The organism is Pseudomonas sp. (assembly GCF_028293835.1).
GTDB lineage: Bacteria > Pseudomonadota > Gammaproteobacteria > Pseudomonadales > Pseudomonadaceae > Aquipseudomonas.
The window spans coordinates 22,131-35,405 of sequence record NZ_JAQGNX010000173.1; the positions used below are offsets into that span (position 1 = coordinate 22,131).

The 13,275-nt window shown below is 56.0% G+C and carries 13 protein-coding genes; 9 read left to right on the plus strand and 4 right to left on the minus strand.

Going from position 1 to position 13,275, the window contains the following annotated elements:
• Window positions 1–146: 146 nt before the first annotated feature.
• The 3 genes from JWR17_RS23750 to JWR17_RS23760 form a co-directional block, all read right to left on the minus strand.
• The gene (locus JWR17_RS23750; protein WP_299835435.1) at window positions 147–446 is read right to left on the minus strand and encodes a TfoX/Sxy family protein; all 300 of its coding nucleotides are present in this window, start codon (window positions 444–446) and stop codon (window positions 147–149) included.
• 234 nt (window positions 447–680) lie between these two features.
• Window positions 681–1,025, minus strand: coding sequence for a pentapeptide repeat-containing protein (locus JWR17_RS23755; protein WP_299835437.1), 345 nt, complete (start codon window positions 1,023–1,025; stop codon window positions 681–683).
• Between the two features lie 91 nt (window positions 1,026–1,116).
• Entirely contained in the window at window positions 1,117–2,661 is a 1,545-nt protein-coding gene (locus JWR17_RS23760; RefSeq protein WP_299835439.1) for a bifunctional aminoglycoside phosphotransferase/ATP-binding protein, read from the minus strand.
• Between the two features lie 117 nt (window positions 2,662–2,778).
• Between JWR17_RS23760 and mrcB the strand changes: the two genes are divergently transcribed.
• Genes mrcB through JWR17_RS23775 form a run of 3 tightly spaced genes read left to right on the plus strand, consistent with a single transcriptional unit; the run spans window position 2,779 to window position 6,186 of the window.
• Window positions 2,779–5,100, plus strand: coding sequence for a penicillin-binding protein 1B (mrcB, locus tag JWR17_RS23765; protein ID WP_299835441.1), 2,322 nt, complete (start codon window positions 2,779–2,781; stop codon window positions 5,098–5,100).
• Window positions 5,101–5,116: 16 nt separating this feature from the next.
• Window positions 5,117–5,860 (plus strand): tetratricopeptide repeat protein, encoded by a 744-nt coding sequence (locus JWR17_RS23770; protein WP_299835443.1) that lies wholly within the window; start codon window positions 5,117–5,119, stop codon window positions 5,858–5,860.
• Window positions 5,860–6,186 carry a YqcC family protein gene (locus tag JWR17_RS23775; RefSeq protein WP_299835445.1) on the plus strand — a complete coding sequence of 109 codons (327 nt, stop codon included), beginning with the start codon at window positions 5,860–5,862 and terminating at the stop codon, window positions 6,184–6,186. Before JWR17_RS23770 ends, JWR17_RS23775 begins: the two co-directional genes overlap by 1 nt.
• A 44-nt stretch (window positions 6,187–6,230) precedes the next feature.
• On the opposite strand, the gene JWR17_RS23780 is transcribed toward JWR17_RS23775, so the two are convergent.
• On the minus strand, window positions 6,231–6,671 hold the full coding sequence (locus JWR17_RS23780) for a DUF4124 domain-containing protein (RefSeq protein ID WP_299835446.1): 441 nt from the start codon (window positions 6,669–6,671) through the stop codon (window positions 6,231–6,233).
• A gap of 402 nt (window positions 6,672–7,073) precedes the next feature.
• On the opposite strand from JWR17_RS23780, the gene JWR17_RS23785 reads away from it, so the two are divergent.
• The 6 genes from JWR17_RS23785 (at window position 7,074) to msrQ (ending at window position 13,067) form a co-directional block, all read left to right on the plus strand.
• Complete coding sequence (locus JWR17_RS23785) at window positions 7,074–8,798, plus strand: acetolactate synthase 3 large subunit (protein ID WP_299835448.1); 1,725 nt, start codon at window positions 7,074–7,076, stop codon at window positions 8,796–8,798.
• 1 nt (window position 8,799) lies between these two features.
• Entirely contained in the window at window positions 8,800–9,291 is a 492-nt protein-coding gene (gene ilvN / locus JWR17_RS23790) for an acetolactate synthase small subunit (protein ID WP_299835450.1), read from the plus strand.
• Window positions 9,292–9,338: 47 nt separating this feature from the next.
• Window positions 9,339–10,355 carry a ketol-acid reductoisomerase gene (gene ilvC / locus JWR17_RS23795; protein ID WP_299835451.1) on the plus strand — a complete coding sequence of 339 codons (1,017 nt, stop codon included), beginning with the start codon at window positions 9,339–9,341 and terminating at the stop codon, window positions 10,353–10,355.
• 156 nt (window positions 10,356–10,511) lie between these two features.
• Window positions 10,512–11,369 (plus strand): CDP-diacylglycerol--serine O-phosphatidyltransferase, encoded by an 858-nt coding sequence (gene pssA, locus JWR17_RS23800; protein ID WP_299835453.1) that lies wholly within the window; start codon window positions 10,512–10,514, stop codon window positions 11,367–11,369.
• A 64-nt stretch (window positions 11,370–11,433) separates the two neighbouring features.
• Entirely contained in the window at window positions 11,434–12,447 is a 1,014-nt protein-coding gene (msrP, locus tag JWR17_RS23805) for a protein-methionine-sulfoxide reductase catalytic subunit MsrP (RefSeq protein WP_299835455.1), read from the plus strand.
• Window positions 12,447–13,067, plus strand: coding sequence for a protein-methionine-sulfoxide reductase heme-binding subunit MsrQ (msrQ, locus tag JWR17_RS23810; RefSeq protein WP_299835457.1), 621 nt, complete (start codon window positions 12,447–12,449; stop codon window positions 13,065–13,067). Before msrP ends, msrQ begins: the two co-directional genes overlap by 1 nt.
• Window positions 13,068–13,275: the final 208 nt, after the last annotated feature.

Consider the following 13,275-nt stretch of genomic DNA (forward strand, 5'->3'; position numbering starts at 1 on the left):
CGGGTCAAATAACCGTGATTTGCCTGATGAGGAGATAACCTGAGATTCCGAACCAATGGTCTTTCAAATCATCGACTGGTCTCGCGACCAGATGCGAGAATAATAACAATTCTCATTTGTATGTCAACATCCTCGATCAGCTATTTTCATTGCTGGGAGCGCACCTCCGGATCCGCTGTTTTCGGCCGAAGGGAAAGGGCCTCCAGTTGGCCATTCAGTGCTTCTTTGCGCTCTGCCGGGATATCAGTCCAATGGATGTCGAGCAGCGCTCCTTCAATGGCATAGAGCAAAACCTTGGACGCGCGAAAACCTCGGGTACGTACCGCCCGGTAGGCATCCACGGGGCCTAGCCGACGTAAATCAGAAGCGCTGTGAATCCCCACGGCATGTAGCCATTGTGCGGACGTCTTGCCGAGATTTTTGAGGTGTTGCAGCTCATCGTTCATTCTGCCTCCTTGCTATGGCCGAGCACTGCACTGTGGTTTCCGTACTGACAAACCTGCAAGAAGTGTAGCGGGGAGTAGAAAAAGCGCGTAGAGAGCTGCTTATCGGCTGATCAGTCGAGGGGGGCGCCAGGAGGCGAGTTCAAGCTCGCTTGATTGGGAGCTGCGATCAAGCGCTGTCGGTCGCTGCCGCACGACAGCGCGTGCGGGCAGGTCTGATGTTTCAAGCGTCAGTGGCTATCTGGTTCTGTAGCGCAGACGCGTTCCGAAGTTGACCGACATCAGAATTTCATCTGCGGTCAGCTCAGCCGGGAAAAAAGCGCCGGAAATTTGCGCATGCCCGAGACTGGCGCCTTCCATTGCGGTGTGACGCAAATCCAGGCCGCGTAGATCCGCTGCCCGGAAATACGCATCGGTGAAATCAATATTGCTGGTATCCAATTGACGCAAATCCAGCCCGCGGAAGTCGCCGCCCGCCATATCAACCGTGCCTTTCCGGGGCTTCTGTAAATTGAAACCTTCGACGTTTTCGTTGTGCAGCAGCACATAAAGCGGCGAATCGAGCTGCTTGGGTTGGCTCATGAATCGTCTTCCCGTTAGATTTATGACGCCATTATAATGCCACTACTTTTGAGCCGTGAAGCGTTAACCGCCGCACGGTCAAAAAATATATTCAGAGGCCAGGCAAGCGCTGACGAATATTGGCTACAAGGCCATCCAGGTCGCTGCTGTTGTTGGTTTCGACGCGCTTGCTGCGCAAAATTTCATCAGCCTCCAGGGGTTCACGATTTGCCTGTTGGGCTTCGATGACTTCCAGGGTGGCGTCAGACGGATCGTTGTTTTTGGCCTGACGTTGAGCCAGCCAGCCAGCGATCACGGCGTGTGGCGCGTCGCAGTCAAGAATCAAGAACGGTGCCCCGGTCGCTTCTGCAATCCTGGCTGCAGCGTTGCGTTGCTCACGCTTCAGATACGTCGCGTCGATGACCACCGGGAAACCCGCGCGTAACACGCTGTCTGCCAATTGATGCACGCGGGCATAGGTTGCGGTGCTGGCATCAGCGCCATACAACGTGCCGATTTCACTGTTATTGGCGAACAAACGCTTACGCTCGATATCCGACCGTAGGCGAATGGCGCCCAAGGCTTCCACCAAGCGCATCGCCACATGGCTTTTACCCACGGCTGAAACACCGTGGGTAATGATCAGAAAGCGTGACGGTATGGCGCTGTAGCTTTCTGCGAGATTGGCGTAATTGCGGTACTGACGCAAAGTCGTCGCTCGTTGCACCGCGTCGGCATCCGCGGACAGGCTGAACAGCGCGACTTTTGCACGAACCAGGGCTCGGTAGGCCTTATAGAAGTTCAGCAGTTCAAGGCCCTGGTAATCGCCGGTCAGCTCCAGGTATTGGCTGACAAGACGACGCGACAGGGATTTCAGTCCGCGATCTTCGAGGTCCATCGCCAGAAAACCAATATCGGCATAGACGTCGGTAAAACGGAACGGCTCGTTGAATTCGATGCAGTCGAAAATCACCACCTTGCCGTCTATCAACGTGGCGTTACCCAGATGAATGTCACCGTGGCATTCGCGAATGAATCCTTCGGCCTTACGCTGGGAAAGCAGGCTTTTGAGACGCTCGAAGCTGCTCTGCGCCCAGGCTTCCAATGCCTCGAGTTGTTGCAAGTCGGCTTTGTCGCTTATCAGTGCACGAATTTGTTCGAAGTTTTGCAGGACAGGCGCCATCACGGTTTCAGGAGTGCCTTGGGCATGCTCCAACGGAACGTGCGGGGCGCTCAGGTGAAATTCGGCGATTTGTGTCGCCATCTGATCAATGTGCGCCGTGGTCAATTCGCCATTGGCCTGCAGGGTGCTGAGCAGTTGGCTTTGCGGGAACTGGCGCATCTTCAAGGCGTACTCGATCACCTCGCCATCGCCGCCGAGGGTTGGAGCGTCCGCACTGCCGGTGATCGGCAAGACTTCCAGATAAAGATCGTTTGTCAGGCGTTGATTCAAGCGTAATTCTTCGCCGCAGAAGTGTTTGCGTGCCGACAACGTGGTGAAGTCGAGGAAACCGAAATTCACCGGTTTTTTGAATTTGTACGCATAAGGGCCGGTCAGCAGCACCCAGGAAATATGCGTTTCGATGACCTGGAAATTCTCGACCGGGTGGGGGAATAAGGTCGGGTTTTGTAGGGCTGCAATCAGGGATTGGCTCACAGGCGATCCTTTAAAAGATTAAAAATTCTGGCTGCCATTATGGCGACTCAACGCAGCGCTGCAAACCGCTAGAAGCGTGCCTGTCGGTCATCGATAAAATGCGTATAATCCGCCGCCATGACACGTACCCGCACTCCTCGTACCCCCCCAAAACGTCCCGCTGGCGGTCTTCGCCCCTGGTTAGGCTGGGCGATTAAGCTCAGCTTGGTCGGCCTGGTCGTGCTCGCCGGCTTCGCGGTCTACCTCGACGCGATCGTTCAGGAAAAGTTTTCCGGCAAGCGCTGGACCATTCCGGCCAAGGTCTATGCCCGCCCGCTAGAGCTGTTCGTCGGGCAAAAATTGTCTCAAGTTGATTTCCTGACGGAGCTTGACGCGCTGGGCTATCGCCGGGAAGCGGTGGCCAATGGACCTGGTGCGGCGGCGGTAAGCGGCACCACGGTCGACTTGAATACCCGCGGTTTCCAGTTCTACGAAGGCACTGATCCTGCTCAGCAGGTTCGCGTGCGCTTTGCCGGTAACACGGTCGCTGCCTTGTCAGCGACCAATGGCTCGAAATTGTCGGTGGCTCGGCTGGAGCCGCTGATGATCGGCGGGCTGTATCCGAAAAACCTCGAAGACCGCATTTTGATCAAGCTTGATCAGGCGCCGCCGTATCTGCTCGATACGCTGGTGACGGTCGAAGACCGGGATTTTTATCACCATTTCGGGGTGTCTCCCAAGTCGATCGCCCGGGCCTTCTGGGTCAACGCCTCTGCCGGGCAGATGCGCCAGGGTGGTAGTACGTTGACGCAACAGTTGGTCAAAAACTTCTACCTGACCAACGAACGCAGCCTTAGCCGTAAGTTGACCGAAGCGATGATGTCTGTGCTGCTGGAGATTCATTACAGCAAACAGGAAATTCTCGAGGCGTACCTCAACGAAGTTTTCCTTGGGCAGGACGGTCAGCGTGCGGTGCACGGCTTCGGTCTCGCCAGCCAGTATTTCTTCAGCCAGCCGCTGTCAGAACTCAAGTTGCATCAGGTGGCGCTGCTGGTGGGCATGGTCAAAGGTCCTTCTTATTACAATCCGCGTCGTTACCCCGACCGGGCGTTGGAGCGGCGCAATCTGGTGCTGGACCTTCTCGAGCAGCAGGGCGTAGCGACTGCGGATGTGGTCGCCGCCGCGAAGAAAATGCCGTTGGGTGTCAGCAAAATGGGCAGCCTGGCGGACAGCTCGTTCCCGGACTTCCTCGATTTGGTCAAACGCCAGTTGCGTCAAGACTATCGCGACGAGGATTTGACCGAAGAAGGCCTGCGCATCTTCACCAGTTTCGATCCAATTCTGCAGATGAAGTCTGAAGCGGCAGTGACCGAAGCGTTCAAAAAAATGGATGGACGCAAGGGCGGTGACGAGGTGGAAACGGCCATGGTCGTGACCAACCCGGAGACCGGCGAAGTTCAAGCCCTAGTGGGCAGCCGTCAGGCGGGCTACGCCGGTTTCAACCGAGCGCTGGATGCCGTGCGGCCTATCGGCTCGCTGGTTAAGCCCGCTATATATCTGACGGCACTTGAGCAGCCGAGCAAATACACATTAACCAGCTGGATTGCCGACGAGCAATTCTCGGTCAAGGGCGCGGACGGCCAGGTCTGGAAGCCGCAAAACTTCGATCACAAGTCACACGGCAACATATTTCTGTATCAAGGCCTGGCGCACTCTTACAACTTGTCCTCGGCTAAACTGGGCCTGGAACTGGGCGTGCCTAGCGTGTTCAAAACCCTCGCCAAGTTGGGTATCAGCCGCGATTGGCCGGTATATCCGTCGATGCTGTTGGGCGCAGGCAGTCTCAGTCCGATTGAAGTGGCGACCATGTATCAGACCATTGCCAACGGCGGATTCAATACGCCGATGCGCGGTATCCGCAGCGTACTGACTGCTGAAGGTGAACCGCTCAAACGGTATCCGTTCCAGATTCAGCAACGCTTCGATCCAGGGTCTATCTATCTGCTGCAAAATGCCATGCAGCGGGTGATGCGAGAAGGGACGGGCAAGTCGGCTTATAGCCAACTGCCGAGCACGTTGAATCTGGCGGGTAAAAGTGGCACAACGAACGATTCGCGTGATAGCTGGTTCGCCGGTTTCAGCCAGGATTTGTTGGCGGTGGTCTGGGTCGGTCGCGACGATAACGCCCAAACACCATTCACCGGTGCTACCGGTGCGTTGCAGATATGGACCAGCTTCATGCGTCGGGCCGATCCGCTCTCGCTGGATACCGCGCAACCCGATAATGTGGTTCAGGCCTGGATCAATTCCAGCACTGGCCAAGGCTCTGATTCGTCCTGCCCGGGCGCGGTGCAGATGCCGTATATTCGCGGCAGTGAACCGGCACCCGGCACTGCCTGTGGCGGCGTTCCTGCCGCAGCCGACTCAGTCATGGACTGGGTTAAAGGCTGGTTGAAATAAGCAAAGAGGATGTGACGTGAATAAGTGGTTGATTCCAGCTTTAACAGCGGTGGCTTTGCTTAGCGGCTGCGCTACCGAACAGCGTGGCTCTATCCCGGTAGAAGATTCCGGCAGCAAGGTTTCCAATAGCGAACGTGTGCAGGGCAATGGCGGCTATCGCCAGAGTGCCCCGCAGCAGCAACAGCAGCCGCAAGCTGATTCTCAGGATTCCGGTGTGACGGTAATGGTTCCGGGCGGAGGTGGTGCTCCGATTCAGAGCTACCCGGCTTCCACCGGGGCGCCTCAGTTCAATACCAGCCCCATTGATACCGCGCCGATCAATACCGCACCAATCGATACCGCTCCAGTAAATGCGGCACCGATCAACAACAGCTACAACTCCACCGCGCCGACAGGGATTCCAAGTAGCGGTGGCGGCTTGTCTGCGGATGAGCAGCTTGACGGCCCGGTACTTTCGTTGCTCACCACTGCCCAACAGCAGCAAGCCAGCGGCGACCTGAACGGTGCTTCGTCCAGCCTGGAACGCGCACAACGAGTAGCGCCGCGCGAGCCCCAAGTACTGTTCCGTCTGGCGCAAGTACGTTTGTCCCAGGGCGATGCGCCACAAGCGGAGCAACTTGCACGCCGGGCCCTGACCTACGCCAATGGTCGGCCCGATTTGCAGGCCAGCTTGTGGGGTTTGATCGCTCAATGCCGAGCGAAACAGGGTGATGCGGCGGGTGCGGCATCGGCACGTCAAAAAGCGGGGACTGGTTCCTGATGGACAAACGCTTTCCGCAAGTCGCAGAACAATTGCTGCTGATTGAGCGTGAGTTGCGGGTTTTGGGATGGTGGCGTGACGCGCCCCCAAGCCCCGAAGCATTGGCCAGTAATGAGCCTTTTGCGGTCGATCAGATGGATTTTGATCAGTGGTTGCAGTGGATATTTCTGCCACGCATGAAGGTTATTCTGGAGCGGGACCTGCCGCTGCCTAATGCGTCGGGCATCCTGGAAATGGCCGAGATGGTGTACGCGGGCCAGCAGCAAACCCACACGCTTCAGCAGTTACTGGCCCAGTTTGATCGGTTGATCGTCGAAACCCGTTAGGTGTCGATGCACGATACGGCCTACGCCAGGGTGTCTGGCGGGCCTTATTGGCAGTTGTCTTCTATCGCCTTTTCAGCTTCGGCAGTACGCGTCTCACGTTCTTCGTCAGTCAAGCGTCGGGTTACACCGTTTATGTCCAGACGTGCCCGCGGATTATTTCGCAACTGAGCCAGGTTCATCCTTACGGCTTCGCAATACGTGGCCCGCTTGGCTTCCTGAACAGCTACCTGCTTTTTAACCTTGGCGTCTATCGCGTCTTGTTCAGACTGTGCTTTGTAGCCGTTTTCTGGCAGCGGAGGGAGCGGCTTTGGCGGCGGCGGTGGCGGCAATTGCTTGATATCAATCTGCTGCACGGACTGGTTGACGGGTGGCTGTGAATCAAAATGGGTCTGACCTTGGGCGTCGACCCACTTATAGATTTGGCCTGCCTGGCAGACAGCGCTCAGTGAGCACAGCAGGGCCACCGCTAAAATCCTGCAACGCATGGTGCTTCCTTTGATGACTTCGCACTCGGCAACCTACCATAACTGCGGGGTCGGGACCGTGAATCAGTGAATTTTCATGCTGTTAGTCGGAAGAAAGCGCACGGATGACTTGACTTGGCCAGGTGTAATCACAACAATCCCAAGTTCGCTGAAGACGGACTGCCAGAAGCAGGCCATATCAGTAGATCATGAGGCGCACATCCGCGCCGACCTGTAACACCCGCAACGCGTTACCTCGCGCTGGGTGGGAAGGCCCCGCAACACTTGGGGACCTCCCAATACTTGCTCAGTCAGTGCTGACGTAGTCGGCGACCACCGTCGCTCATGCTCTGCCAAGCAGTAAACCTAATTAAGATCCGTCCCGCGTGTGGACGGCATTCTGGCGTTTCAGAGGTGGACAACGTGGAGCTTTTATCTGGCGGGGAAATGATTGTCCGCTTTTTGCGTGACGAAGGCGTCAAGCATATCTATGGGTACCCTGGTGGTGCCGCATTGCATATCTACGACGCACTGTTTAAAGAGCCTGCTGTAGAACACATCCTGGTTCGCCATGAGCAGGCCGCTACTCACATGGCCGATGGCTATGCGCGGGCGACCGGCAAGGCGGGTGTCGTACTGGTGACCTCCGGTCCTGGTGCGACCAATGTCATCACCGGTATCGCCACGGCGTACATGGACTCGATCCCGATGGTGATCCTGACCGCTCAGGTGCCAAGCACCATGGTCGGCACCGATGCGTTCCAGGAAACCGACATGATCGGTATCTCCAGGCCGATCGTGAAGCACAGCTTCATGATCAAGCACGCTTCGGAAATTCCTGAGGTGTTGAAGAAAGCGTTCTATCTGGCGCAGTCCGGACGTCCTGGTCCGGTCGTGGTCGATATCCCGAAAGACATGACCAACCCTGCTGAAAAATTCGAATACGTGTTTCCGAAAAAAGCCAAGCTGCGCTCTTACAGCCCGGCTGTTCGTGGGCATTCGGGTCAGATCCGCAAGGCCGTGGAAATGTTGTTGGCGGCCAAGCGACCGATCATTTATGCCGGCGGCGGCGTAATTTTGGGCCATGGCTCTGCGCCGTTGACCGAGTTGGCGCAGCTGCTCAACGTACCCGTGACCAATACCCTGATGGGTCTGGGCGCGTATCCAGGCACTGATCGGCAGTTTCTGGGCATGCTCGGCATGCACGGCAGCTATACCGCTAACCTGGCGATGCACCATGCCGACGTGATTTTGGCGGTCGGCGCGCGTTTCGATGACCGTGTCATCAACGGGCCGTCCAAGTTCTGCCCGAACGCCAAAATCATCCATGTCGATATCGACCCCGCATCGATTTCCAAAACCATCAAGGCCGATGTACCTATCGTGGGGCCGGTGGAGAGTGTGTTGACAGAAATGGTCGCGACTCTCAAGGAAATCGGCGAAGTCCCTAATCAGGAATCGGTTGCCAGTTGGTGGAAGCAAGTCGAAGAGTGGCGCGGTGGCCGCGATATGTTCCCTTACAATAAGGGTGATGGCAGCAGCATCAAGCCACAGACCGTGATCGAGACGCTTAGTGAAGTAACACGTGGCGACGCGTATGTGACTTCCGACGTGGGTCAGCATCAAATGTTCGCGGCGCAGTACTACCGGTTCAATAAGCCTAATCGCTGGATCAACTCCGGTGGCCTGGGCACCATGGGCTTCGGTTTTCCAGCGGCCATGGGCGTCAAACTGAGCTTCCCGGACGCCGACGTTGCCTGTGTGACCGGTGAAGGCAGCATCCAGATGAACATCCAGGAGTTGTCGACCTGTCTGCAGCACGACCTGCCAGTGAAGATCATTTTGCTGAACAACGGCGTGCTCGGCATGGTCCGGCAATGGCAGGACATGAACTATGGCTCGCGTCACTCCCATTCCTACATGGAATCGTTGCCTGACTTCGTCAAGCTGGCTGAAGCCTACGGTCACGTTGGTATGCGCATCACCGATCTGAAAGATTTGAAGCCGATGATGGAGCAAGCGTTCGCCATGAAAGATCGTCTGGTGTTCATCGACATCAAGGTCGACGCCAGCGAGCACGTCTATCCCATGCATATCAAAGACGGCTCGATGCGCGATATGTGGCTGAGCAAGACGGAGCGGACATAATATGCGGCACATTATTTCGTTACTGCTGGAAAACGAACCCGGCGCGTTGTCGCGCGTGGTGGGCTTGTTCTCCCAGCGCAACTACAACATCGAAAGTCTGACCGTTGCGCCTACTGAAGACCCGACTTTGTCGCGTCTGACGCTGACCACGGTGGGGCACGATGAAGTCATCGAGCAGATCACTAAAAACCTCAATAAGCTGATTGAGGTGGTCAAGCTGGTTGATCTGTCCGAGAGCGCCCACATCGAGCGTGAGCTGATGCTGGTCAAGGTCAAGGCTACCGGCGCCCAGCGGGCCGAGATCAAGCGCACCACGGATATCTTTCGCGGGCAGATCGTTGACGTAACCAGTAGCGTTTATACCGTGCAACTGGCAGGAACAAGCGACAAACTGGACAGCTTCATTCAGGCCATTGGTACTTCTGCCATCCTGGAAACGGTACGCAGCGGCGTGACGGGCATTGCCCGTGGCGACAAAGTACTGAGCATCTAACTCAAATTTGACAATGGCCTGAATGGCCAAGATAACAGGGGTATTTCATGAAAGTTTATTACGACAAAGACTGCGACCTTTCGATCATCCAGGGCAAAAAAGTCGCCATCATCGGCTACGGTTCCCAAGGCCACGCTCAAGCGTGCAACCTGAAAGACTCTGGCGTAGATGTCACTGTTGGCCTGCGTAAAGGTTCGTCTACTGTCGCCAAGGCTGAAGCTCATGGCTTGAAAGTGACTGACGTTGCTTCCGCTGTGGCCGCTGCTGACCTGGTCATGATCCTGACTCCGGACGAGTTCCAATCCCAGCTGTATCGTGACGAAATCGAGCCTAACCTGAAGAATGGCGCCACTCTGGCCTTCTCCCACGGTTTCGCGATTCACTACAACCAGGTTGTTCCGCGTGCCGATCTCGACGTGATCATGATCGCGCCGAAAGCACCGGGTCACACCGTGCGTTCCGAGTTCGTCAAGGGCGCAGGTATTCCTGACCTGATCGCGATCTATCAAGATGCGTCGGGCAACGCTAAAAACGTAGCACTGTCCTACGCCTCGGGCGTTGGTGGTGGCCGTACCGGTATCATCGAAACGACCTTCAAAGACGAAACTGAAACCGACCTGTTTGGCGAACAAGCCGTGCTGTGCGGCGGTACCGTTGAGTTGGTAAAAGCAGGCTTCGAAACACTGGTTGAAGCCGGTTACGCGCCAGAAATGGCTTACTTCGAGTGCTTGCACGAATTGAAGTTGATCGTTGACCTCATGTACGAAGGCGGTATCGCCAACATGAACTACTCGATCTCCAACAACGCTGAGTACGGCGAATACGTGACCGGTCCTGAAGTCATCAACGCTGAATCGCGTCAGGCCATGCGCAACGCTCTGAAACGCATTCAGGACGGTGAGTACGCCAAGATGTTCATCAGCGAAGGCGCCACCGGCTATCCTTCGATGACCGCCAAGCGTCGTAACAACGCTAACCACGGCATCGAAATCATCGGCGAGAAATTGCGCTCGATGATGCCTTGGATCGGCGCTAACAAAATCGTCGACAGAACCAAGAACTGATTTCAGTCCTTACGGTTTTCGTTGTAGGAAAACGCGGCTTCGGCCGCGTTTTTTCGTTTTGCGGCACGCTTCTGGTATAAAGCTGCATCGTTTGACAACGAACCTTCGTTGCAGACATCTATTGAAACTCTCCACCCCGCTGCAAGGTAACTGTCCATGAGCGAACGTCCCGAAGAGCCAAACCAGGCCTCTGACGCCGAAAGCCTGCTACCCATCGATGAACATATTGAAGAAGGTCATGATGCCGAAGGACGTAAAGTCCGGCATCGAGGGATCTATCTGCTGCCTAATCTGTTCACTACCGCGAATCTGTTTGCCGGCTTCTACTCCATTATCAGCTCGATGAGTGCGCAAAGCGCGATCAGCGCGGGAGACCCGGCCACAGCGAGCAAGTACTTTGGCTTCTCTGCCATCGCTATTTTTATTGCCATGGTGCTCGACGGCCTTGATGGTCGAGTGGCACGCATGACTAACACGCAAAGCGCTTTCGGTGCCGAATACGATTCCTTGGCCGACATGGTTGCTTTTGGCGTTGCGCCGGCCTTGTTGGCGTTTGGCTGGGCATTGGGTGACATGGGTAAAGTCGGCTGGATGGTTGCATTCATCTACGTCGCTGGTGCCGCGTTACGTTTGGCGCGCTTCAACACCCAGGTCGGCAAGGCAGACAAGCGCTACTTCATCGGTCTGGCCAGTCCGGCTGCGGCGGGTGTAGTCGCCGGGCTCGTCTGGTCGTTCAGCGATTACGGGATCCAGGGGTCGAAGATGTCGTTCCTGGTCGCGTTGTTAGTAGCGGCGGCTGGTATGTTGATGGTCAGCAATATCAAATACAACAGTTTCAAGGAACTGGACCTAAAAGGGCGCGTGCCGTTCGTTGCCATTCTCGCTGTGGTGTTGGTATTCGCGGTGGTGTTCAGTGATCCTCCGCGCATCCTGTTGCTGATATTCCTCGCGTACGCAGCGTCTGGTCCGGTTCAATATTTGTTACGACTGCGTCGTCATAAATCGGCTGAGTAAGCTGTAATTTCCCCCATACTCCACAGTCTATTGGTGCACGTGCCCCCAACGCTGTGGAGTCATCATGTTAATCAAGCTGCCTTCGGCGTCCGGCTGTAAAGAGTCGGATGTCACCCCGGAATCTTTTTACCTCTCCCGTCGAGCGTTGCTCGGTGCCTCTGCTGCCGCTCTGGCTGCCAGCACTTTGCCACGCTGGGCCGATGCGGCCGGTCCTTCTCCTTATGCTGGTGTCGAGCCCGGTGCCGCGCCCGGCTGGTTCAAGGCAAAGCTGCCAAATACACAATGGCAGGCCGTTACTGTGAAGGGGGAAGCTATCACCCCATTCAAGGACGCTACCCATTACAACAACTTCTATGAATTCGGCACCGACAAAGGTGACCCTGCGCAAAACGCGGGCTCGCTGAAAACCGAGCCGTGGACAGTTGTGATTGATGGTGAGGTCGGTAAGCCGGGTCGTTATGCGCTCGAAGACTTTATGAAACCCTATCAACTGGAAGAGCGGATTTATCGACTGCGTTGTGTCGAAGCGTGGTCGATGGTCATTCCCTGGATGGGTTTCCCCCTGTCTGCATTGCTCAAGCAGGTAGAGCCAACGGCCAACGCCAGATACATACGTTTCGAGACGCTGCAGGACCCCAAGTCGATGCCGGGTCAGCGCTCCAGCTTTGCCTTGATCGATTGGCCGTACGCGGAAGGCTTGCGCCTGGATGAAGCGATGAATCCTTTGGCGATTCTCGCGGTGGGAATGTATGGCCGCGAGCTGCCCAGCCAGAACGGTGCACCGCTGCGCCTGGTGGTGCCATGGAAGTATGGCTTCAAGAGCGCCAAGTCTATCGTCCGGATCAGTCTGGTCAGCGAGCAGCCGAAAACTACCTGGCAAACGATCGCCGCGAATGAATACGGTTTTTACGCCAATGTAAATCCGACGGTGGACCATCCTCGCTGGACCCAGGCGCATGAGCGGCGACTGCCAAGCGGGTTGTTCAGCCCGAACATTCGGCAAACAGAGATGTTCAACGGGTATGGGGAGGAGGTTGCTTCCTTATATACAGGTTTGGATCTGCGGAAGAACTATTGATGCGTTATCCATTTTGGCGGGTTGGCGTTTTTGCTGCGGCCTGCGTTGCGCCTGTTTTGTGGCTGTATCAGGCATGGATCTTCGCGTTGGGACCTGATCCTGGCAAGGTTCTGGTTGATCGTCTTGGGCTTGGCACGTTAATTCTGCTGTTGATCACGCTGGCGATGACACCTCTGCAGCGCTTGAGTGGATGGCCGGGCTGGATAGCGGTCCGTCGACAGTTGGGGTTATGGTGCTTTGCCTATGTGGTCATGCATATGGGGGCGTACGCGGTCTTTATCCTTGGGCTGGATTGGTCTCAGTTGGGTGTCGAGCTGGCCAAGCGGCCTTATATTATTGTGGGTAGCTTGGCGTTCCTGTGTTTACTCGCGCTAGCGATTACGTCCAATCGCTATAGCCAGCGTCGGCTGGGGGCGCGGTGGAAGAAGTTGCATCGCCTTGTTTACGCGGTGCTCGGGTTGGGGCTGCTTCATATGTTCTGGATTGTCCGGGCGGACCTTAGGGAATGGGCACTCTATGCAAGTATCGGTTTGGTGCTGTTAATGCTTCGGGTGCCAATGATTGCCGGGCGCATCCCTCGACTGGCTGGGCAAAAACGATCTAATGCTACAAAGGTATGAATAAAGCCTTGACGTAACTTTTTCCGGGCCTATAATTCGCACCTCTTCCGGAGCAGATGAAACGGAAACTCCTTGGTAATCAATGAGTTACACGGTTCAGGTGCGAGCAAGAGGCTTCGATCGCGGTGATCGGAAGCGGTGAAAAAAGGCAGTTGACAGCGAGTTGAAACGCTGTAGAATTCGCCTCCCGCTGCCGAGCAACGTGAAG